At 62.1% G+C, this 22,068-nt stretch carries 22 protein-coding genes; 11 read left to right on the forward strand and 11 right to left on the reverse strand.

Features of this window, described 5'->3' with window-relative positions:
* Nucleotides 1–77: 77 nt before the first annotated feature.
* Together ACJJVH_RS12800 and ACJJVH_RS12805 are read right to left on the reverse strand one after the other, a co-directional pair.
* Nucleotides 78–1,097 (reverse strand): LacI family DNA-binding transcriptional regulator, encoded by a 1,020-nt coding sequence (locus tag ACJJVH_RS12800; protein ID WP_412064092.1) that lies wholly within the window; start codon nt 1,095–1,097, stop codon nt 78–80.
* A gap of 119 nt (nt 1,098–1,216) precedes the next feature.
* Entirely contained in the window at nt 1,217–1,729 is a 513-nt protein-coding gene (locus ACJJVH_RS12805; RefSeq protein ID WP_112800580.1) for a MarR family winged helix-turn-helix transcriptional regulator, read from the reverse strand.
* An 86-nt stretch (nt 1,730–1,815) separates the two neighbouring features.
* Here ACJJVH_RS12805 and ACJJVH_RS12810 point away from each other — a divergent pair, with 86 nt between their 5' ends.
* The 4 genes from ACJJVH_RS12810 to cysE all read left to right on the forward strand — a co-directional run bounded on the left by ACJJVH_RS12810 (nt 1,816) and on the right by cysE (nt 5,806).
* Complete coding sequence (locus ACJJVH_RS12810; protein ID WP_112800578.1) at nt 1,816–2,607, forward strand: creatininase family protein; 792 nt, start codon at nt 1,816–1,818, stop codon at nt 2,605–2,607.
* Nucleotides 2,608–2,747: 140 nt separating this feature from the next.
* Nucleotides 2,748–3,878, forward strand: coding sequence for a CobW family GTP-binding protein (locus tag ACJJVH_RS12815; protein ID WP_412064093.1), 1,131 nt, complete (start codon nt 2,748–2,750; stop codon nt 3,876–3,878).
* The gene (locus tag ACJJVH_RS12820; RefSeq protein ID WP_112800574.1) at nt 3,878–4,867 is read left to right on the forward strand and encodes a WD40 repeat domain-containing protein; all 990 of its coding nucleotides are present in this window, start codon (nt 3,878–3,880) and stop codon (nt 4,865–4,867) included. Before ACJJVH_RS12815 ends, ACJJVH_RS12820 begins: the two co-directional genes overlap by 1 nt.
* A 123-nt stretch (nt 4,868–4,990) precedes the next feature.
* Nucleotides 4,991–5,806: a serine O-acetyltransferase gene (gene cysE, locus ACJJVH_RS12825; protein ID WP_412064094.1), complete on the forward strand. Its 816-nt coding sequence runs from the start codon at nt 4,991–4,993 to the stop codon at nt 5,804–5,806.
* A gap of 314 nt (nt 5,807–6,120) precedes the next feature.
* On the opposite strand, the gene ACJJVH_RS12830 is transcribed toward cysE, so the two are convergent.
* Complete coding sequence (locus ACJJVH_RS12830) at nt 6,121–6,711, reverse strand: GNAT family N-acetyltransferase (RefSeq protein ID WP_112800569.1); 591 nt, start codon at nt 6,709–6,711, stop codon at nt 6,121–6,123.
* A 113-nt stretch (nt 6,712–6,824) separates the two neighbouring features.
* Complete coding sequence (odc2, locus tag ACJJVH_RS12835; protein WP_112800567.1) at nt 6,825–7,958, reverse strand: ornithine/lysine decarboxylase; 1,134 nt, start codon at nt 7,956–7,958, stop codon at nt 6,825–6,827.
* A 527-nt stretch (nt 7,959–8,485) separates the two neighbouring features.
* On the opposite strand from odc2, the gene ACJJVH_RS12840 reads away from it, so the two are divergent.
* From ACJJVH_RS12840 to ACJJVH_RS12850, 3 genes are all read left to right on the forward strand, one after another.
* Nucleotides 8,486–9,379, forward strand: coding sequence for a LysR family transcriptional regulator (locus ACJJVH_RS12840; protein ID WP_112800565.1), 894 nt, complete (start codon nt 8,486–8,488; stop codon nt 9,377–9,379).
* 91 nt (nt 9,380–9,470) lie between these two features.
* Nucleotides 9,471–10,130, forward strand: a complete 660-nt coding sequence (locus tag ACJJVH_RS12845) for a DUF1007 family protein (protein ID WP_412064095.1) — start codon at nt 9,471–9,473, stop codon at nt 10,128–10,130.
* Nucleotides 10,131–10,162: 32 nt separating this feature from the next.
* Nucleotides 10,163–11,233: a nickel/cobalt transporter gene (locus ACJJVH_RS12850; protein ID WP_412065166.1), complete on the forward strand. Its 1,071-nt coding sequence runs from the start codon at nt 10,163–10,165 to the stop codon at nt 11,231–11,233.
* Nucleotides 11,234–11,246: 13 nt separating this feature from the next.
* Here ACJJVH_RS12850 and ACJJVH_RS12855 read toward each other — a convergent pair whose 3' ends face one another.
* From ACJJVH_RS12855 to ACJJVH_RS12865, 3 genes are all read right to left on the reverse strand, one after another.
* On the reverse strand, nt 11,247–11,462 hold the full coding sequence (locus ACJJVH_RS12855) for a hypothetical protein (RefSeq protein ID WP_412064096.1): 216 nt from the start codon (nt 11,460–11,462) through the stop codon (nt 11,247–11,249).
* 91 nt (nt 11,463–11,553) lie between these two features.
* Nucleotides 11,554–12,261, reverse strand: coding sequence for a tellurite resistance TerB family protein (locus tag ACJJVH_RS12860; protein ID WP_113371135.1), 708 nt, complete (start codon nt 12,259–12,261; stop codon nt 11,554–11,556).
* Nucleotides 12,262–12,391: 130 nt separating this feature from the next.
* Nucleotides 12,392–13,030 carry a 2-dehydro-3-deoxy-phosphogluconate aldolase gene (locus ACJJVH_RS12865; RefSeq protein ID WP_112800556.1) on the reverse strand — a complete coding sequence of 213 codons (639 nt, stop codon included), beginning with the start codon at nt 13,028–13,030 and terminating at the stop codon, nt 12,392–12,394.
* A gap of 158 nt (nt 13,031–13,188) precedes the next feature.
* On the opposite strand from ACJJVH_RS12865, the gene ACJJVH_RS12870 reads away from it, so the two are divergent.
* The 3 genes from ACJJVH_RS12870 (at nt 13,189) to ACJJVH_RS12880 (ending at nt 15,775) form a co-directional block, all read left to right on the forward strand.
* Complete coding sequence (locus ACJJVH_RS12870; protein ID WP_112800854.1) at nt 13,189–13,674, forward strand: CYTH domain-containing protein; 486 nt, start codon at nt 13,189–13,191, stop codon at nt 13,672–13,674.
* Nucleotides 13,652–14,569 carry a CHAD domain-containing protein gene (locus ACJJVH_RS12875; RefSeq protein ID WP_113356230.1) on the forward strand — a complete coding sequence of 306 codons (918 nt, stop codon included), beginning with the start codon at nt 13,652–13,654 and terminating at the stop codon, nt 14,567–14,569. Before ACJJVH_RS12870 ends, ACJJVH_RS12875 begins: the two co-directional genes overlap by 23 nt.
* Nucleotides 14,570–14,830: 261 nt before the next feature.
* Nucleotides 14,831–15,775, forward strand: coding sequence for a rhodanese-related sulfurtransferase (locus ACJJVH_RS12880; protein WP_113356229.1), 945 nt, complete (start codon nt 14,831–14,833; stop codon nt 15,773–15,775).
* A 2-nt stretch (nt 15,776–15,777) separates the two neighbouring features.
* Here the strand turns inward: ACJJVH_RS12880 and ACJJVH_RS12885 are convergent, their stop codons facing one another.
* From ACJJVH_RS12885 to ACJJVH_RS12895, 3 genes are all read right to left on the reverse strand, one after another.
* A complete protein-coding gene (locus ACJJVH_RS12885; RefSeq protein ID WP_113383648.1) occupies nt 15,778–17,991 on the reverse strand; it encodes an EAL domain-containing protein in 2,214 nt (737 codons plus the stop codon).
* Nucleotides 17,992–18,101: 110 nt separating this feature from the next.
* On the reverse strand, nt 18,102–18,650 hold the full coding sequence (locus ACJJVH_RS12890) for an NADPH-dependent FMN reductase (protein ID WP_412064097.1): 549 nt from the start codon (nt 18,648–18,650) through the stop codon (nt 18,102–18,104).
* Between the two features lie 68 nt (nt 18,651–18,718).
* A complete protein-coding gene (locus ACJJVH_RS12895; RefSeq protein ID WP_113383647.1) occupies nt 18,719–20,092 on the reverse strand; it encodes a GH1 family beta-glucosidase in 1,374 nt (457 codons plus the stop codon).
* Between the two features lie 258 nt (nt 20,093–20,350).
* On the opposite strand from ACJJVH_RS12895, the gene ACJJVH_RS12900 reads away from it, so the two are divergent.
* Nucleotides 20,351–20,755, forward strand: a complete 405-nt coding sequence (locus ACJJVH_RS12900) for a DoxX family protein (RefSeq protein WP_113371141.1) — start codon at nt 20,351–20,353, stop codon at nt 20,753–20,755.
* A gap of 47 nt (nt 20,756–20,802) precedes the next feature.
* Here ACJJVH_RS12900 and ACJJVH_RS12905 read toward each other — a convergent pair whose 3' ends face one another.
* On the reverse strand, nt 20,803–21,990 hold the full coding sequence (locus tag ACJJVH_RS12905) for a Gfo/Idh/MocA family protein (RefSeq protein ID WP_113371142.1): 1,188 nt from the start codon (nt 21,988–21,990) through the stop codon (nt 20,803–20,805).
* Nucleotides 21,991–22,068 lie beyond the last annotated feature (78 nt).

A 22,068-nucleotide genomic window follows, 5' to 3' on the forward strand; every position in this document is an offset into this window, starting at 1 on the left:
GCAACGGTTTTCCTCCGGAATTGCATGGAAACAATGAGATAGAACGGTTCAGGGTTTCCGTGAAGGGCTGAATCGTCCTAACGCGCCTTGTAGGGCGCAGTGGACTGGCGAATGCGCATCTCCGGCTTGATAAGGTGAATACCATCCGGCTCATGGCTTCCTGCCAACCTATCCAAAAGCGCTCGCGCCGCAAGCCTTCCGACCTCGGCCTGGCCGTTCCAGACGGTGGTCAGCGCCGGTGTCGCGATCGCCGCCTCTTCCAGATCGTCGTAACCGGTCACCGAAATGTCCCTCCCCGGCACGAGACCGGCGCGGGAAATGCCGTTCATCAGACCGATGGCGACCAGATCGTTCCAGCAAACGGCCGCCGTCGGCTTTTGCGGCAGCGACAGGAAATGCACCGCCGCCTCGAAGCCGCCCTGCTTGGAGCGCGCGCCGGGAATGCGCAGCTCGGGATCGACGTCGATGCCCGCCTTGCGCAAGGCATTGACATAGCCCTGATAGCGGTCGCGGCCGGTCGACGTCTGGTCCGTGCCGCCGATCATCGCGATCGAGCGATGACCGAGGCTGATCAGGTGGTTGGTCGCAAGCGAAATGCCGTAACTGTCATCGCCGCGAAAGGTCGGCAGATCCAGCGCCTCGATCTGCCGCGCGACGAGGATGGCCGGCATGCCGTTTTCCTCGGCCAGCTCGAAATCCTCTGGCGGCGTTCCGATCGCCGGCGACATGATGACGCCGTCGCCGCCGAGCTGTAGCAGCGTCTCGATGAAGGTTCGCTGCTTCTCGACCGAGTCGTAATGATTGGAAAGGATGAAGGTATGGCGGCTGCGGTCGAGCTCGCTTTCGATCGCCTTGAGAATTTCCCCGTAAAAGGGGTTCATGATGTCGTGCACGACGACGCCGATGATGCCGGACCGCGATGTCCTGAGGCTCGCCGCGCGGCGGTTGTAGATATAGCCCAGCGCCCGGGCCTGATCCTTGATCTTCTCGCGCGTGTTCACCGCGACCAGCGGACTGTCGCGTAAGGCCAGAGATACCGTTGCCGTTGAAATGCCGAGCGTTTCCGCAATCGTAGAAAGCTTTATCTTTTGCGCCACGCGCTCCCTCCCCGTGAAACGCAGCCGTAAACATATTCCGTCCGTTGTACGATTCCGGAATTTAAAATATTTAATTAAAAGCTTTAATCACGTCGCGCAACACGAATTCTCGAGGAATCTCAGAATTCGTCTTCGTCCTCGCCGCCGTCGCCCGCCTGTAGGTTGTTCTCGATCGCCTTGAGCAGGCGCACGAGGGAGCGGATGTCCTTTTCGGAGAAGCCGCGCGTCGCGAGTTCGTCGCAGCTCGCCGCCGAGCTTTCGATCTCGCTGACGCTGTTTCGCCCCGTCTCGGTGAGATAGACCTTGGTCAGGCGCGCGTCCTCGGCATCCGGCCGCCGTTCGACGAAGCCCTGCGCCTCCATGCGCCCGATGGTGCGCGTCATGGTCGGCGCCTTCACGCCGAGCTTCTGCGCCAGCGTACCGGCCGGAAGACCGTCGCTTGCCGCCAGGGCCAGGATGACGCCGTCCTGCCCGGCATAAAGGCCGCTCGCCGTCAGGCTGCGCGTCATCACCGTGCGCATGGACCGCGCCGCCTGCGTCAGTGCCGGCGACAGATCGGCAAGCGTGTAGTCACGGTGATCCTTCTTCTTACCTGACTTACTTTTCTTCCCGACCTTGTTCTTCTTGCCCATCGTGATTCCGCTGACCTTTTCGTCGCTACGCCATCACGCTATGACATTGCGCAGGTTATTGACATAAACAAGAGGCACACTCTCAGATGGCGTATCCTTTGCCATGTTTCGATGACAATGATGAAACATTGACACCGCAAGAACGGGCAAAATGGATTGCCGTGCTGCCACTTGCCGCCCATGAGCAACACGGGCCGCATCTGCCGTTCGAAACCGATGCGCTCATTGCCGAAGGCATCGTTTCGCGCCTCAAGGTTGCTCTGCCGGCCAATCTACCCATCACCTTCCTGCCCGTCGAGTCCGTCGGCTATTCCGTCGAGCATATGGATGTCGCCGGCACGAAGACGCTGACCTTCGACGATGCCGTCAGGCGCTGGCTCGATATCGCCGCGCGACTGAGCAAGCTCGGTATCCGCAAACTCGTCATGCTGAACGCCCATGGCGGCAATTCTCCGCTGATGACCATCGTCGCGACGGAGGCGCGCGTGCGCTTCGGCATGCTGGCGGTGGCGACGAGCTGGACGCGCTTCGGCGTGCCGGACGGATTGATCGCGCCGGAGGACAAGGCCATCGACATCCACGGCGGCGACATCGAAACATCGGTCATGCTCGCGCTCCATCCGGAAAAGGTGGATATGGCGAAGGCGGATAAATTCCCCTCGCGCCAGTCGGAGTTCGCCGCGCGCTTCAAGCATCTGCGCGCTTACGGCCCCCACGCCTTCGGCTGGAAGATGTCCGATCTGAACCGGCAGGGCGTCGCCGGCAATGCGGGCGCCGCGACGGCCGCGAAGGGCGAAAGGCTGATGGCGCATGCAGTCGAGGGGCTCGTCGAGCTGCTGGAGGATGTCGACAAATTCGACGCGACGACGCTGGCCTGAGCCGACGGCCGGCTCGACCGTCCGCAAGCCAATGTGATCTTATAACATATAAAAGCCTTTGAACTGACGTCTCCAACTCCTTATATGGAACCCGACCAATATCCGCTCCCCGGGGCAACCTTCCATATTTCGAGGCTCCCATGACCGAAACAGCCACGCAAAAGCCCGTTCCCGTCACCGTTCTCACCGGCTATCTCGGTGCCGGCAAGACGACGCTGCTCAACCGCATTCTTTCGGAAAGCCACGGCAAGAAGTATGCCGTCATCGTCAACGAATTCGGCGAGATCGGCATCGATAACGACCTCATCGTCGAGTCGGACGAAGAAATCTACGAAATGAACAATGGCTGCGTCTGCTGCACCGTCCGCGGCGACCTCATCCGCGTCGTCGAGGGCCTGATGCGCCGCCCCGGCCGTTTTGACGGCATCATCGTCGAAACGACAGGCCTGGCCGATCCGGTTCCCGTCGCCCAGACCTTCTTCATGGACGACGATGTCCGCGCCAAGACCGAGCTCGACGCCGTCGTCGCGCTGGTCGACGCCAAGCACCTGCCGCTGCGCCTGAAGGACAGCCGCGAGGCCGAAGACCAGATCGCCTTTGCCGACGTCGTCGTCATCAACAAGTCCGATCTCGTAAGCCCGGAAGAAATGGCCCAGATCGAGGATGTCGTCCGCGCCATCAACCCGGCCGCCCGCATCTACAAGACGACCCGCTCCGGCGTCGATCTCGCCCGCGTGCTGAACCAGGGCGCCTTCAACCTGGAGCGCGCCCTCGAAAACGACCCGCACTTCCTCGAGCACGGCCACGAAGACCATGTCTGCGGCCCGGATTGCGATCATCACCATAACGACCATGATCACGATCACCACCACCATCATGACCACGGTCACGGTCACGATCATGATCATCACCACCATGACCATGACCATGACCATGACCATCATCATCACGGCCTGTCGCCGATCCACGACGTCACCGTGCAATCGGTTTCGTTGCGCGGCGGCGAGATGAACCCGGAGCGTTTTTTCCCCTGGATCCAGAAGATCACGCAGACGCAAGGCCCGAACATCCTGCGCCTCAAGGGCATCATCGCCTTCAAGAACGATCCCGAGCGCTACGTCGTCCAGGGCGTGCACATGATCATCGAAGGCGATCATCAGCGTCCCTGGAAGGATGGTGAAAGGCATGAGAGCCGGCTGGTCTTCATTGGCCGCGAGCTCGACCGCGAAAAGCTGGAAGCAAGCTTCAAGGCCTGCGAGGCGTCTGCCTGATGCCGACTGTTGCTCCGCTTGATATCGACGGCCATGTTCTGGCCGTCGAATTTTTAGGTGACACCCCCTTTTTCGCCAGCGCCGCGGGCGCAATCCACCGCCTCGAAGGCGGCGAGAAAGTCACCGAAGCTCATCAGGGGATGCTGACCTGCATCCGCGATCCGTATAGCGAGAGCCTGATTTCGGGCGGCGAGGACGGCAAGGTGCTGCGGATCGCCTCCGACGGCAGCACGACGACGCTCGCCGAGGCGCCGCGCAAATGGATCGGCCAGGTCGCTGCCGGTCCGCAAGGCGCAGTCGCCTATTCCTATGGCAAGAGCACCTTTGCGCGCCTGTCCGATGGCACGACGAAGGAGTTTCCGGAAGAGCGCACCGTCGAAGGCATCGCCTTCGCTCCCAAGGGGATGCGTATCGCCGTCGCCCGCTACAACGGCGTGTCGCTGCATTGGGTCGGCATGAGCGCACAACCGGTCAACCTCGAATGGAAGGGTGCCCATACGGGCGTCACCTTTTCGCCGGACGGCCAGTTCATCGTCACGACCATGCAGGAAAACGCCCTGCACGGCTGGAAGCTGGATGCCAAACCGGGCGCCGAGGCCCGGCACATGCGCATGACCGGTTATCCGGCCAAGGTAAAGTCGCTCTCCTGGTCCAACAAGGGCAAATGGCTCGCTTCGTCGGGCGCCCCGGCGGCGATCGTCTGGCCCTTCCAGGGCAAGGACGGCCCGATGGGCAAGGCGCCGCTGGAACTCGGCACCCGCGCCAACATCATGGCGACCTCGGTCAAGTTCCATCCGGCCGAAGATATCCTCGCCATCGGCTTCATCGACGGCATGATTCTCGCGGTGCGCCTCGGCGACGCCAAGGAGGCGCTGCTGCGCCGACCGGGCAAGGGCGCGATCACCTCGATGAGCTGGAGCAAGTCGGGCAAGCTGCTGGCCTTCGCCTCCGAAGCCGGCGACTGCGGCGTTGTCGACGTTTCGGCCTGAGAGCGATTCCGGCAAACGGCGATGACGGTCTTTCAGCCGGAATTGCGTAAGAACAAAAATAAAATAGCGCGGTTCAGCGCTTCGACGAAACGCTGAACCGCTCTAAACGGGAAGACAAGGATCATGCCCCAGTCGGGAACGGCAGTTGCCGGAAACACCCCTGCCCCAGCCGATAACGTCTGGGACGTGATTCGCTGCGAAGCCATCGAGCTTGCGGCGCACGAGCCGACGCTCGCGCCATTGCTGCGGACGCAATTGCTTGCCGGCAGCTCCAATGCCGAAAGCCTCGCCAATATACTCGCCGCCCGGCTCTGCGTCGTCAGGATCGAGCACGGCGACATGCTGTCGCTGCTGTCCGACGTGCTGGATCGGCATCCCGCAATCCTGCAGGCGACGGAGGCGGATCTCGTCGCCGTCCGCACCCGCGACCCCGCCTGCACCACCTATCTGCATGCACTTCTCAACCTGAAGGGTTTTCACGCCCTGCAGACACATCGCATCGCCCACGCGCTCTGGACCGAAGGTCGCAAGGAAATTGCCAGCTGGCTTTCCAACCTCGTCTCGCTCGTCTTCGGCCCGGATATCCATCCGGCCGCGAAAATCGGCATCTCGATCATGCTCGACCATGGCTCCGGCATCGTCATCGGCGAGACCGCCGTCATCGAGGACGAGGTGTCGATCCTGCAGAACGTGACGCTCGGCGGCACCGGCAAGGAAAGCGGCGACCGGCATCCGAAGATCCGCCATGGCGTCATGATCGGCGCCGGCGCCAAGATTCTCGGCAATATCGAAGTCGGAGCCTTCAGCAAGGTCGCGGCCGGCAGCGTGGTGGTGAAGCCCGTTCCAGCGCATTGCACCGTCGCCGGCGTACCAGCCACGGTCGTCCGTATTCATCGCGCCGACGAGATCCCGGCCGAAACGATGGATCAGAACATCTAGCGTCAGGCGATGGGCCGCCTCGACCCCGAGGGCGGGTGAGAAAACCCGCCACTCGACCGACGAAATCCTGGAGGATGCACTACAGCTGCGGTGGAATCTCCCCACCGCCCCCTTCATGGAAATGTCATGCTCCGTCGATAGCTCGAATGGGTTCTCCATGCCCTGAACGATGCCGAGATCCCCGCTTTCCTGAAAACGCCGACGGATGGCTACGATTGGGCAAAGGACAATGTGAAGGCTGCCAAATGGAAACGTGGAAACGCCTCGGCCAGGGCGGCGAAGGCGTAACAGGACTTCAGAGCTGTTCGTTCGCCTTACGCCGCCTTTGATACGGGCGGCTGTGCGAGCTTGCGGCCGCTGGCAACGATCAAGCCGGCAGCGCTGTCCAGCCAGCCTTCCTTGAGCTCGAGAGCGAGGAACCGGTCGCGCTGGAACGGGCCCGGCATCACAAGATGGCGGGCCTTTGCGGCAAAGAAGCCGAAGCGCTCGTAGTAAGGCGCATCGCCGACGAGCAGGATGGCGCCATGGCCGCGCTTCTTGGCTTCCATGACGGCGGCGCGCATCAGCGCCGAGCCCATGCCCTTGCCTTCATAGGCGGGATCGACGGCCAGCGGGCCGAGCAGCAACGCATCGACCGGACGGGTCTCGCGGTCGACCCCGGCTTCGACATTCCACAGGCGCACCGTGCCGACGACGTGACCGGAGCGATCGCGGGCGACCAGCGCCAGGCCTTCGGCCGGAACGCGGCCCTGGCGCAGCTTTTCCGACGACTTCTTGCGGCGGTCGGGTCCCATGGCACGATCCAGCAGGTTTTCGCGCGCGACGACATCGCCTGCGTTTTCCAGGTCGAGGGTGAAAGTGGATGGCGCAAAGAATGCGCGGACAGAATCAAGAACAGCGGCCATCTCGGCCTCCCGTGCCCAATACCGTTATCAGCGGTGGTGACGAACTATTGTGAGGGTGCCGCCCCGGCTGGCTACGGGGGCGGCTTTGTCGGAATTCAGATCCTTGCCGGACCTTAGATGATGTAGGCCTTCAGCGGGTCGAAGCCGTTGAACGCCACAGCCGAGTAGGTCGTGGTGTAGGCGCCGGTGCCTTCGATCAGGACCTCGTCGCCGATGGTGAGCGACACCGGCAGCGGATAGAGGTTCTTCTCGTAGAGCACGTCGGCCGAATCGCAGGTCGGGCCGGCAATGACGCAGGGCTCCATCTCGTCGCTATCGCGCTCCGTGCGGATCGGGTAGCGGATAGCCTCGTCCATGGTTTCGGCGAGACCGCCGAACTTGCCGATGTCGAGGAACACCCAGCGAGCGGCATCGTTGTCCGACTTCTTCGAAATCAGGACGACTTCAGCCTTGATCACGCCGGCATTGCCGACCATGCCGCGGCCCGGCTCGATGATCGTGTGCGGGATCTGGTTGCCGAAATGGGCGCGCAGAGACGCAAAGATCGCCTTGCCATAGGCTTCGGCCGTTGGGACGTCGCGCAGGTACTTGGTCGGAAAACCGCCGCCCATGTTGACCATCTGCAGGTGGATGCCCTGCTTGGCCAGCGAGACGAAGACACGCTTGGCATCGGCGAGAGCATCGTCCCAGGCATCGACCTTGGTCATCTGCGAGCCGACGTGGAAAGACACGCCGTAGGATTCCAGACCGAGCTGGTGAGCGTAGACGAGAACGTCGACGGCCATCTGCGGAACGCAGCCGAACTTGCGCGACAGCGGCCATTCCGCACCTTCGCCGTCCGTCAGGACGCGGCAGAACACGCGGGCGCCGGGAGCGGCACGGGAAATCTTTTCGACTTCCTCGTGGCTGTCGACGGCGAAGAGGTTGATACCGAGCGCATGCGCACGGGCGACATCGCGCTCCTTCTTGATGGTGTTGCCGTAGGAGATGCGGGCAGCGGTCGCGCCGGCATCGAGCGCCATTTCGATTTCGGCGACGGACGCGCAATCGAAATTGGAGCCGAGGCTGGCGAGCAGGCGCAGCACTTCCGGAGCCGGGTTGGCCTTGACGGCATAGTAGATGGCGCTGTCCGGCATGGCATGACGGAAGGCATGGAAATTGTCGCGGACGACATCGAGATCGACCACCAGGCAAGGACCGTCCGGACGTCGGGTAGCGAGGAAATCGCGAATACGTTGCGTGGTCATGTCATTCCCTTTCAATTCCAAAAGCTCCGGGGAGAACCCAGAGGACAAAGGGCGACGCTCATTCGCTCAGGAACCAGCCGGTGGAGACCCCGGTACCGTGCAAATGCGCGAAGCGCGGATGATGAACCAGTGCCGCAAGCGGCGCTAATTCGCTTTGTCTGCCATGGATTGGAGGGAGTATCCCAACCGCACTTCCGGCAATGAAGGTGTGCCTCTTCAGTATCCCCGGCTGATGGAAAGCCGGGAGAGAACAAAAAGGCCCGCACCGTCGTTGCTTCAGATGTCCTCGCATTTTCCGGTTGGCCGGAATAGCGACTGGAGGGGTTAATTCCAGGTACCTTACCGATTTTCTCACCACATCGAGGATCGGCGGACACCCACGGGCACGTGCGACTTTGGGCTGATCGGGAAATAGGAATATTCGCCGTCATAATCAAGAAAATTTTTGGTCCATGCCCGAAAAAAATAATTGAACAAATCGAGGCGTTTTGTTCAACATCCTGCAACAGTTAACGGGAGGCTTCGCCATGGATACTTTGACCCGGATTCGCGCCTTTATCGACGTGGTCGAAGCCGAAGGGTTTTCGGCGGCCGCACGCAAGACCGGCCGCTCCAAGGCGCTGCTGTCCAAATATGTCCGCGAGCTGGAGGACGAACTCGGCGCGCTGCTGCTGAACCGCACGACGCGGCAGTTCTCCATGACGGAAGCCGGCCACACCTATTATCGCACCGCCTCCGACATCCTGAAGGAGATCGACAATCTTGCCGACCTCGTGCGCGAGAACAACCAGCAGCTCAAGGGACGGCTGCGCGTTTCGGTGCCGCGTACTTTCGTCGATGCCGATGTCGGGCAATCGCTGATCGATTTCGCCAGGGAAAACCCCGACCTTGCGCTGGAAATCGCCGCCGACGACCGTTTCGTCGACCTGATCGAGGAAGGTTTCGATGTCGCCGTGCGCATTACCAAGCTCGAGGATTCGGGCATGATCGCCCGCAAGATCTCGGATTTCCGCGTCCATCTGTGCGCAACCCGGGAATTCCTCGACCGCTACCCTGCCCTGGAACATCCGAGCGATCTAGCCCGCGTACCTTTCATCATCGACACCAACACCCGCTCGCAAGGCAATATCCGCTTCGTCGACGCCGACAGCACCACCTTCAACGTCGCCATCAACGGCCCGCTCGAAGTCAACAGCCCGCATGCCACGTTGCGCGCCGCGCTGGCCGGTCTCGGCATCGCCATCGTCCCGGATTTCATCGGCCGCAAGGCGATCGAAAGCGGGCAGCTGCTGACGCTGTTCAACGACTATCTGCCGACCGATCGCGGCATCTACGCGGTCTATCCGCACCGGCGCTATCTGCCGGCCAAGGTGCGCATCTTTGTGGACTACCTCTACAACTGGTTCCGCAAGCACGGCTGAAGTGCCGCAGGCGCCCCGGCCGGTCCCAATTCCGTCTCATTTTCTGACCAGACATCAAAGTGAATCAATGCTCGCGAAACATATCGGACGCATGAGAAAATCCACGACCGTCTATGCTGTTGCCCTGACCGGCGGCCTGTTGCTCGTGCCGGCCGCGGTATCGGCGCACCCGCATATTTTCGTGGAGGCGCGTCTCGAAGTGCTCGCGGGCCCGGACGGCAATGTGCAGGAACTGCGCAATGTCTGGCGGTTCGACGAGGTATTCTCCTCCTCCGTGCTCATGGATTTCGACAAGAACACCAATCTGAAGCTCGATCCGGACGAACTGAAGGAGGTCGGCAAGACCGTGCGCGATTCGCTTGCCGACTACGATTACTACACGAACCTGACGCTCAACGGCAAAACCATCAAGGTCGACAAGCCCGACGTCATCAATGTCGATTATCGCGACGGCCAGCTCCTGATGTTCTTCGCCGTCAAGCCGTCCGAGCCGATGCCGCTCACCAAGGGCAACAAATTGAGCTTCGGCATTTACGACCCGACGCTTTATACCTCGATCGATTTCCCGAGCGACAACGAGCTGGTGACGGAGGGCGATGCCTTCAAGAGCTGCACGCAGAAGGTCGTCCGCCCCAATCCGGACGAGGTGATCGCCGAAAACAGGGCGACCTTGACGGATGCCTTCTTCAACGATCCGACGGGAACGACCATGTCGAAACTCTTCGCAACGCGGATAGATGTCGAATGCTGATTTCGAAGGTAAAGAGGCTCGCTCCGGCTGCAATGCTTGCCCTTCTGGCGATGGTCGGGCTGGCGCATGCCGCAGGCTCGCCCTTGGGTATCGGCACGGCCGAACCGAGCTTCCAGCCGATCGGCGGCCCGCTTGCGCCGATCTTTCTTTATGTGAATTACGAGCAACAGGCTTTCTATCGGGCGCTGACGAAATCCATCGAGGCCATGCGCCAGGACCCTTGGCAGCTCTGGACGCTGATCGGCCTTTCCTTCGCCTATGGCATCTTCCATGCCGCCGGTCCCGGCCATGGCAAGGCCGTCATCTCCTCCTACATGGTCGCCAATGAAATCGAGCTGAGGCGCGGCATCGGGATTTCGTTCGTCTCGGCGCTCATTCAGGGCCTCGTTGCCGTCCTGGTCGTCGGCGCCGCCTATTTCGTCCTGCGCGGCTCGGGCATCACCATGACGATGGCCACCAACGCCATGGAGATCGCCAGTTTCGTCATGGTCATCCTGTTCGGCTGCTGGCTGTTGTTCCGCAAGGTGCGCGCCATGCTGCAAAGCCGGGCGCAACGTCAGGACATGCAGCTCGCGACATCGGCGGGTCCGATCAGTCTCTCGCTGTTCGAGGGGGCCGCGACCGGTACGGATTCGGCAAGAGGCTTTGCCCGCAGCAGCGCTGCGATGTCCGCCACGGGCTTTCAATGCTACGACCCCGCCCATGCGGCCGGCGACGGAGCGTTCTGCGAGGCTTGCGGACACGCCCATCTCCCCGATCCGAAGATGTTGTCGAACGAGAAGTTCAGCGCGCGCGAAGCCTGGTCGGCCATCGTGGCCGTTGGACTGCGCCCGTGCTCGGGCGCGCTGCTGGTGATGACCTTTTCGATGCTGAACGGGCTTTATCTCGGCGGCCTGCTGTCCGTGCTCGCCATGTCGATCGGCACGGCGCTGACCGTCTCGCTGCTTGCCATCATCGCCGTTTTTGCGAAAGGCACGGCCGTCCGGTTCACCGGCAAAGGCTCAAGGCTTTCCGCCTGGGTCGGCAACGGCATCGAGATACTCGGAGCGCTGCTGGTCATCTGCACGGGCGTCATTCTGCTCGGCGCCTCGCTGCAGAACTGAGCAATCAGGAAGCTTAGCGCTTGTTGCGCCGCTGATAGCGGGCACGCAGCCAGAACACGAGAAAGAACGCCAGGATGACGAGCACGCCGAAACCGGTGCCGAGCCACGGCGATACCGCGCCCAGCCAGACGATGACGTTCGGCATCAGGTAAAGCAAGGCTGTCGCGACCAGCAAGATAATTCCGGCCGCAATGGCCGCAGACCGGGTTTCGCTTTTCTTATCCGTCAATTTGGCCGACCCCTGGCACCGATGCATGTGTTCCGGCGAAGGCTTAGGCCAGCTGCCGGGGAAAGGCAACCGGCCCGAACGTCAAACGGGATCAGACTTTGGCGCCGGCGACCGTAGCTTCGATATGATCGACCAGAGCATCGGCCAGACCGAGCCGGCCGGCAAGCAGATCGAGATAGCCGCGCTCGGCGCGCGAATCCGGCTCGATCGCCAGACGCGAGGCGGTATAGACCTGCACGCGCTGCTCGTCCGTCGTCGCCGAAGCGATAATGGCGTCAAGATCGACCGGATTGGTGAGCTCGCGCTCAAAAAAGCTCTCGGCTTCCGGCCCGACGCCGGCTTCCTGCACCTTGCCGAGGATGCGCTGACGCTCCGCATCGTCGATATGGCCGTCGGCACGGGCGGCGGCGATCATCGCCCGCACGAGCGAGAGCGTAAAATCGTTGCTGGCAATCGCCGGCGCCGTGCTGAAACCGGAGTCCGACGGCGGCGGCAGGAACTGCGGCTCGGCCTGGGGGGCGGCTTCAGGCGCCGGCTGCGGCTGGTTGCCGGCCTGATAATTCTTATAGGCCTGATATCCGAGGCCTGCGATCGCCGCGAGACCGCCGAGCGTCAGGGCATTGCCGGCGACCTGGCGCCCTGTCTTCGTCCCAAGCAGCACACCGGCGATCGCACTCGTCGCCATCGGATTATCCCTGGCGAGATTGATGGCCTGCGTTGCCCTGTCTTTCACAGTTCCCTGCATTCCCGGAACCTGCGATCCGAGAAATTGGTCAAGAAGCTTGCGGGCGTCGATCATGTGGATGGTCCTTCGTCCTTGTGATGGTGAAAGGGAGATAGGAAGCGCAACCGCAAATACAAATCCGCACAATGCAAAAAGGCGCGCGGAAATGCCGCGCGCCTTTTGAAATCGAAGAGAAGCAGATATCTCAGCCCTTGAGCGCTGCGGCTTCGGCGGCAAGCTTGGTGATGCCGGCCCAATCGCCGGCGGCGACCAGCTCCTTCGGCGCGACCCAGGAACCGCCGACGCAGATCACATTCGGCAGCGAGAGATAGTCATGGGCATTCTTCAGCGAAATGCCGCCGGTGGGGCAGAAGATCGTGCCGGCAAGCGGCGACGACAGCGCCTTGAGATAGGCAGCCCCGCCCGCTTGTTCGGCGGGGAAGAACTTGAGCACCGTATAGCCCTCCTCCCGCAGCGCCATGACCTCGCTTGCCGTGGCGGCGCCCGGCAGCAGCGGCACATGCGATCCGCGAGCAGCATCGAGCAGTTCCTGCGTGGTGCCGGGGCTGACGATGAACCGGGAGCCGGCTTCGACGGCCGCATCCCACTGGCTGACATTGAGGATCGTGCCGGCGCCGACCTCGGCCCCTTCCACCTCTTCGGCGACCGCGCGGATGGCATCGAGAGCGCCTGCGGTGCGCAGCGTGATCTCGATGGCCTTCAGGCCGCCGGCAACGAGCGCCCGGGCGAGCGGCACGGCCGATTTCGCATCATCGACGATCAGCACCGGAACGACGGGCTGCAGTTTCAGGATGGAAAGAAGCTTTTCGGTTTTCTCGCCCATGGTCGGTGCGCTCCTTTAAAACGATTGAAACCGGCTTTCGAATAACCTTCCAGACGGTGCTTGTCGAGACAAAAGCATGCTTTCTGCACGACGGGTAGGAATTCGCCATAACATACTATAGTCTAGACCGATCTGTGCCGGTGGAGCATGTCAAACGCATGGCAAAAGAGATCGAGCGAAAGTTTCTGGTGCGCGGCGATCACTGGCGTGATCTCGTTTCCGAAAGGCTGATCCTGCGACAGGGATATATCGCCTCCATGGACGACCGTTCGGTCAGGATACGGCTGACGAACGACACCAAGGCGACCTTGACGATCAAGATCGGCAAGGCGATGACGAGAGACGAGTTCGAGTACGAGATCCCCGTCGACGATGCGGAGGAACTGCTGGGAACGGCAATCGGCCTCGTCATCGAGAAAACCCGCCACAAAGTACCCTTCAAGGGATTCGTCTGGGAGGTGGATGTCTTCCGCGGCGCCCACCGCGGCCTCGTGATCGCCGAAGTGGAGATGGAGGACGAAAACGACAATCCCGAACTCCCGGACTGGATCGGCCGCGAAGTGACCGGCGAATACCGCTACTCCAATCAGGCCCTCGCGACGCAGTTCGAACAGGAGTACGATGAGCTATCGCATACGGCCTGACCGGGCTCTCGATGACGAGGTGCACAAAGCCGCCGCGCATCAACTCGGCAAGGCGATGGCCGTGCTGACGGACAGGCCGCAGGGCCTGCACGAGGCGGTCCATGCCGCGCGCAAGAACATCAAGCGCGTACGCGCACTCTATCGATTGGTCGCGCCCCTCGCGCCGGAATTTCAGCAACAGGAGAATGACCGGCTTCGCGCAGTGGCGCAAACGCTGTCCGGCGTCCGCGACGCGACGGCGCTGATCGAAATCAGCCGCTACCTGCAGGCAACGGCCGCATCCGCGGATGAATTGCAGGCGCTGGCCCGCGTGAGCGATGTCCTGACCACCCGGCGCGATCGGATGGCGGAAACGGAGACGGACCTCGAAGACAAGGCCCGGGCAGCAGTCGCCACATGCAACGAGGCGCTGACCGCATTGAAAGACGTATCGTTCGACTGCGGGCGGCGCGATACGGCCCGCCTCTTCCAGAAAGGCTGGCGCAAGAACGCCCGCAAGGCAAGGCGGGCATTGTCGGAATGCCGTGCGGACGTGGCCCACGCCGAGAGTTTTCACGATCTGCGCAAGCGCAGCCAGGACTGCTGGATGCATCACATGCTGCTGCGCGACGTCTGGCCCGCCGCCATGCATGCCAAGCAGATCGAGGCCAAGGCCCTTGTCGATGTGCTCGGCCGCTATCTCGACATGTCGATATTGTCGGATGTCGCGGATCGCGAGCCGCATCTCTTCGACGGCAGCGACGATCGCGCCCGCCTGCTGGAAGCGATCATTTCCCGCCAGCAGATCGCCCGCGAGGAAGCGCTGGACCGGGCCCGCTGGGTCTTTGCCGACAAGCCGGAACGCGAAGCCCGCACGATAAAGCGCCTCTGGCTGGAAGCTGCGGATCGAGGCTGACGAATCCCTCACTCGCCTTGATGCTTCGAGGCCCCGCCTGACGGCCTGCGTAGCTCGGCATAAGGGCTGTTCGCCAGTGCCCGGTCCATCACCGCGAAGCAATGTCTGAAGCTCGAAGGTCACTCCACCCTCATCCTGAGCCCGCCGAAGGACGAGGGCAGCCCCGGCGGCAGTGCCTCGAAAGATCGAGGCTGCCGGCCGCATGGTCTCAAAATACGAATCCCGATTGCCTGAAAGCCCACAAAATTGTATTTCCCCGCCATGACCGACAAGTTTTCCGATCCACGGCGCGACGCGACCGGCGCATTCCTCGTTGCCGCGCTCTATCATTTCGTTTCCTTTCCGCGCTTCGAAAGCCTGCGCGAGCCCCTGCTCGCGCTCTGCGAGGAGAACGGCGTGAAGGGTACGCTGCTGCTCGCGCACGAGGGGATCAACGGCACCATTGCCGGCACGGACGCCGCCATCGGCGCGGTCCTTGCCTTCCTGCGTTCCCAACCGGAATTCGCCGGCCTCGAGCACAAGGAAAGCCGCGCGTCGAAAATGCCGTTCGTGCGCATGAAGGTGAAGCTCAAGAAAGAGATCGTCACCATGGGCGTCGAGGATATCGATCCGACCAGGGTCGTCGGCACCTATGTCGCGCCGCAGGATTGGAACGCGCTGATTTCCGATCCCGACACCATCGTCATCGATACCCGCAACGATTACGAGACCGCCATCGGCGTCTTCAAGGGCGCGGTCGATCCGAAGACCAAGACTTTCCGCGAGTTTCCCGAATGGGTGCGGCAGAACGGCGGCCTGCACAACAAGCCGAAGATCGCCATGTACTGCACCGGCGGTATCCGCTGCGAGAAGGCCACCGCTTTCATGAAGCAGCAGGGTTTCGACGAGGTCTTTCACCTCAAGGGTGGCATTCTGAAGTATCTGGAGGAAGTGCCCGCCGAAGAAAGCCTGTGGGAAGGCGCCTGCTTCGTCTTCGACGAGCGCGTCTCCGTGGAGCACGGACTGAAGGAGGGCAATCACAAGCTCTGCCACGCCTGCCGCAGTCCCATTACGGCCGAGGAGGTGACGTCACCCTTCTACGAGGCCGGCGTCTCCTGCAGCCATTGCTATCACGAGCGCAGCGAAGAGGATCGCGAGCGTTATCGCGAACGGCAGCGGCAGATCGCGCTTGCCCGCAAGCGCGGCCGCGAGCACATCGGCGGCTGATCTCAGGCGGCCGCGCCGCGCTCATCATCCAGCGACGCGGCCAGTTGAATGGCCAGCCGCTTGCCGATCTCGGCCTCCGGCATCGGCTTGCCGTAGAAATAGCCCTGCAGCTCGTCGCAGCCGAAACCTTCGAGCGCCCGCCCCTGCTCCTCGGTTTCGATGCCTTCGGCCGTCACCGGAATATCGAGCGAGCGCGCCAATGCCACCGTTGCCTTCAGCATTTCGCGAGCGCGGTTGTCTTCCAGCACGTCCATGGTCAGCGAACGATCGATCTTGATGCGATCGAAACCGAACTGGCGCAGATAGCCTATGGAGGAGAAACCGGAGCCGAAATCGTCGAGCGCCACCTTGACGCCGAGCGCCTTCAGCCTCTCGATCGACTTGCGGGTGCGCTCCGGATTTTGAATGATATAGCCTTCGGTAATCTCCAGCGTCACCCGCTCCGCCTCGATCCCCGTCTCGTTCAGCACGCTGCGGACATAATCGGCAAAGGCGGGATTGCGGAACTGGCCGGGCGAGACGTTGACGGCGACATGCAGATCCGGCCATTGCTGCGCCGCCTTGCAGGCCTTGCGCAGAACGAGCAGGCCTAGTGCCTCGATCAGGCCGCTGGTTTCGGCGATGGGAATGAAGGCTTCCGGCGAAATCGGTCCGTGACCGGGACGGTTCCACCGCACCAGCGCTTCGACGCCGGTCATTTCGCAGCTCGACGCATCGACCAGCGGCTGATAGGCGAGCGTCAGTTCCTCCATCTCTATCGCACGACGCAGGTCGAGCTCCAGCGCGTTGCGTTCCTCGCGATGGGCATCCATGGCCGTTTCGTAGCAGGTCATGCGGGCACGGCCGGCCTCCTTGGCCTTGTACATGGCAAGATCGGCGCGGCGCACCAGCTCCTCGCGGTCGATGCGGCCTTCCGGCGAGCTGGCAATGCCGATGCTGGCGCCGACGACGACCACCCGGCGGCCGATCTCCAGCGGCTCCGCAAGAAAATCCAGGATCTGTTCGGCCAGCCGCAGGGCCGGCGCGTCGTTGAGCTCCTTTGTCGGGAAGACGATGGCGAACTCGTCTCCTCCCAGGCGCGCCAGCGCCGCCTGCGGCGGCACCAGCACCTTGAGCCCGGCTGCGACGGCACGGATGAGCTGATCACCCGTCCCATGCCCATAGGCATCGTTGATTTCCTTGAAGCCGTCGAGATCGAGATAAAGAAGCAGGACGTTGGTCCCATCGAAGTGCGCCCGCTCGACCAGGCGATCCACGTCGAGCCGTACTCCCTCGCGATTGAGGAGGCCGCTCAACCGGTCGCGCAGCGAAACCTGGCGGGCCACGACCTCTTCCGCCCGCAAACGGCGGCCTGCAAGCGATCCGAGGATCAGCAGCACCACGAAGAACAGGCCGACGAGGCCGAGCGCGCCGAGGACCAGCGGCCGCACCTGCTGATAGCTCATATCGCCCGGTTCGCGCGAGCCCCAGACGAGCCGGCCCAGCGACTTGCCGAGCGGATCGACGATGGAGACGGCATAGCGCGCCACAGTCTCCGGCGGCACAAGCTTCAGTCCGCTGATGACGTAGATATTGGAGAGCATCTTGATCCGCGCCGCATCCAGGTAGCGAACGAGGATCAGGTAGCGCCTCTGGCCCTCGGGCACCGGAATACGGCCGGATCTTTCGCGGATCGTCGCGGCAGCGGCGGCGGCGATGCCGTCCCTTGTCATGATATAGCCGGAGGCTTCCGGCACGCCGGTCACGCGGGTATTGCGCGCCTGATCGACCAGGGCCCATACGGCGGAGCCAAGCACGTCCTCGATGTTTCCGGTCAACGGCTCGCCGTCGTGGTAGGCAGTGACAGTCTTGTTGTCGTCGTCGACGATAACGGCGGTGTCGAACAGCGCGCCATTGGAGGATATGTCGCCGTAATTGCCGGCGATCCAGCCGCGATCGTCGATGCCGTAGACGCTTCGCGCCGCATCGTTGCGGGCGGAATGGTCATGCAGCGTCGCTTCCAGCTGCCTTTGAAAGGTCTTCAACGCACCGACGGTCGTTTCCCAGGAACGTTCGTCATCGAGCTTGTTGGAATAATCGGCGACGCGCCCGATGGCCGTCAGCACCATCATGGTCACGACCGCAACGACCAATGCGAAAGAAATCAAAACGGCCGTCACGATGGAATGACGACCGAGCTGCGCATTCTTCCGCAGTGACTTGAAAGCTGCTCCCAACGCCTCTTCTCCTTGGCACGGGAGTCTGCCGTCAGGTCTTCAATAAACGGTTAAGGCGAATTCGAGATTCCTGCAGGAAAGAGTTGTATATTTGCCGAAGCCGGAAGAATTCACGCCCTGTCGGCAATCGCCCGCACGAAACGGTCGAGACTCGCGGATAAAAGGCCGTTCTCGCGCGCCTCCAACAGCATTTGCGCCTGCGTTTCGTCGCTCTTGCCCGCAATCGGCAGACGCAAAAAAGCGTCTTGCACGATCCGCAGCGACATGGTCCGCAGGACATCGGTCAACTGCGCCAATACGAGATCGCCGCGATGCGAGGCATGGGCGAACATCAGCGGCTTGAACGGCACCTCGTCGCGCGACACGAGCCAGTCCAGGGCATTCTTGAAGCCGCCCGGTATGCCGTGGGCATATTCCGGGCAGGACACGATCAAGCCATCGGCCTTGCGGATCTCCGCCGCGAATGTTTCGACCTGCGGCGGTGTCTTCTCGCCCTCATTATCCGGATTGAAGACCGGCAGATCGCCGATCAGATCGCAAATCGCGATGGTGACGCCGTCCGGACAGGCACGCCGCAGAGCTTCGAGCAGCCTGCGGCTGGTCGAAGCCCGCCGCTGGCTGCCGCAAAGCGCATAAAGGAAAATCGGACGCCGGATCATGTCCCGATATCTATCAGGCCTCGCCGATTCGGGCACGGCCTGAAATTCCCGCGCAGCAAGCCGGCCGATCAGACCGGCTTGTGATTGCCCTTCGGAAACTGCGCGGCAAGCTTGCTGTACCACTTGCCGCTCTTCTTGATCGTGCGAACCTGGGTCTCATAGTCGACATGAACGAGGCCGAAACGCATGCGGTAGCCCTCCGCCCACTCGAAATTGTCCATCAGGCTCCAGGCGAAGTAACCGCGCATCGGGTAGCCGTCCTTGATGAGATCGGCGACGACGCCGAGATGCTCGATATAGTAATCGAGACGCGGCTGGTCATCGACCTCGCCGTTGACCACGCCCATATTGTAGCAGGCGCCGTTCTCGGTGATGTAGCACTCCGGCAGCTCGTAGCGCTTGTTGAGATCCTCGACGACATGCTTCAGGCCCGGCGCATAGATTTCCCAGCCGATATCGGTCTTCACGTCGCTTGCGGGCGGCGCTTCCTTCGTCCAGGGGAAATCGCCGCTCCTGGAGGCGTCGTCCGCGACGCGCATCGGCATATAATAGTTCAGGCCCCACCAATCGAGTTTCTGGTTGATGGTCTTGAGATCGCCGTCCTCGATGATTGGCATGCGATCGCCAAGCGCCTCGACGAATTCCTTGGGATATTCGCCCTTGAAAATCGGATCGAAAAAGGCGCCGTTGTGGAACTGATGGGCGCGCTCGACGGCGGCCAGATCTTCGGGACGATCCGAACCCGGCAGGATCGAAGCGGCATTGAGCACGATACCGACGGGCACCTTGGGCGCCACCGAGCGGATCGCCTCGACGCCGAGGCCATGGGCTAGGTTCATGGTGTGCATGGCATAAAGCGCCGCCTGCATGTTGCGTTCTCCGGGCGCATGGACGCCATAGAGGTGGCTCAGCCAGACGATGCACCAGGGCTCGTTGAAGGTGGCGACGGAATCCAGACGATCGCCGAGGCGGGCCACAACGGTCTTCGCGTAACGCTGGAAGGCATGCGCGGTCGAGCGCGCCGTCCAGCCGCCGTCGCCGGCAAGCGCCAGCGGCAGATCCCAATGATAGAGGGTGGCAAAGGTCTTGATGCCGCGCGCCTTGCAGCCGTCGACAAGGCGATCGTAGAAATCGAGGCCGGCTTCGTTCACCGGGCCGGTGCCTTCGGGGATGATACGCGGCCAGGCGATCGAGAAGCGATAGGCTTCGACGCCCATCTCCTTGATCAGGTCGAGGTCCTGCTCCAGCCGATTGTAATGATCGCAGGCGACGTCACCGTTCTGGCGCTGATAGACCCGGCCGGGCATGTTGGCGAAGGCGTCCCATATGGAGGGCTTGCGGCCATCGGCCTTGGTGGCGCCTTCGATCTGGAACGCGGCGGTGGCAACGCCGAACGTGAAATCGCCGGGGAAGCGATCGGCAAGAAGCTTTGGATCGATCATGATGGAAATTCCGTCTGTTTTGGCTTCGTTGGCTGCGGTTTAACCAAGCGTCGTGACAAAGTACAGTGCCGGCACTGGAAAACTGCAACGTTGCAGGTGCCGGCAAACCAAGCCGGCCAAGGGCATGCAGGAAAATTTCGCCGGCATCGGCAACGATTATCGCACGGCTGGATAACATCAATGTCAACAGTCGTGACTTGTCTTTTCGCAACGGATCAATTGAGGGTAGCAGCCAAACTTGACAACGAAAGGATACAAATGCTCCCTGCGCTCCATATTCTCCAACCCTATCTGCTGAGCCTCCTGCGCATCGTCGCCTCGCTTGTGCTGTTCAGCTACGGAACGCAGAAAGTGCTGCATTTCCCTGCGGTTGAAAACGTGCCGCCGGTAGGGTCGCTCCCGTGGATCGCCGGCCTGCTCGAACTCACCCTCGGCTTCCTCGTCCTGATCGGCTTCCAGACGCGGATCGCTTCCTTCGTGTTGTCGGGCCTGATGGCGTTCGCCTATTTTCTGCGCCATGCGCCGCAGAGCTTCTACCCCGCGCAGAACGGCGGCGTCGCAGCCATCCTCTTCTGCTTCATCTTCCTGTTTCTCGTCAGTGCCGGCAGCGGCCCGCTGAGCGTCGATGCGCTGACGAAGCGCAAGCAGGACGTCGCTGCCTGAATGAGCAGGTTCGAGGCAGTTTCGCTGCCTCGAACCCCACCTAAAGCTCAGAGCTTGACCCAAGCGCCGTTACGCTTGGAGGAGGTAACGCAGGCTTCGACAAAGGCCACGCCCTTCACGCCGTCATCGACCGTCGGATAGACCACGGCGGGATCGACCGCCTCGCCCTTCTTGCGAGCGTTGATGGCACGCGCGGCCTCGGTATAGATCGTGGCGAAGGCTTCCAGATAGCCCTCCGGATGTCCCGACGGAATGCGCGAGACGCGCGCGGCGGCAGCGCCGGAGCCCGCGCCGTTGCGGGTGATCAGGCGCTTGGGCTCACCGAACGGCGTATACCACAAATAGTTCGGATCGGCTTGTGTCCACTCGATGCCGCCCTTGGTGCCATAGACGCGGAGCTTGAGGCCGTTCTCGTGGCCGGGCGCCACCTGGCTGCACCAGAGCATGCCCTTGGCCGGCTTCTCCTTGCCCTTTGCCTTGAAACGCAACAGCACATGGCCGTTGTCATCGAGACGACGGCCTTCGACGAAACTGTCGAGATCGGCGGCGAGGCTGTCGAGCTCAAGGCCGGTGACGAAGGACGCGAGATTATAGGCATGCGTGCCGATATCGCCCGTCGAACCGCCGGCGCCGGATTGGGCCGGGTCGGTTCGCCACGCCGCCTGCTTCTGCCCGGACTGCTCGATATTCTCGGTCAGCCAGTCCTGCGGATATTCCGCCTGCACGATGCGGATATCGCCGAGCTCGCCATTGGCGATCATCTCGCGCGCCTGGCGGATCATCGGGTAGCCGGTGTAGTTATGCGTGAGGATGAAGAGCGCGCCGCTCTCGTCGGCCACCTTCTTCAGCTTCCTGGCATCGGCAAGATTGGAGGTCAGCGGCTTGTCGCAGATGACATGAATGCCGCGCCGCAGGAATTCCTTGGCGGCGTCGTAGTGGACATGGTTCGGCGTCACGATCGACACGGCTTCGATGCCGTTCTTCAGCTTGGCTTCGCGGATCGCCATGTCGCGATAGCTCGAATAGGTGCGCGAGGGATCGAGACCGAGATCGCGGCCGGAAGCCTGGGCTTTGTCCGGCGAGGACGAGAGCGCTCCGGCGACGAGATCGAACTGGTCGTCGATGCGTGCGGCGATACGGTGCACCGCGCCGATGAATGCGCCGGCGCCGCCGCCCACCATGCCAAGCCGGATGCGCGGCTCCCGCGTCTGTTCCGATGATCCTTCGATTGCCATTTTGTCCTCCTGAGAATGGAATTGTACTTCCCTTCTCCCCAGCGGGGAGAAGGTGGCCCGAAGGGTCGGATGAGGGGG

This window comes from Rhizobium sp. SYY.PMSO (assembly GCF_046840415.1).
GTDB lineage: Bacteria > Pseudomonadota > Alphaproteobacteria > Rhizobiales > Rhizobiaceae > Rhizobium.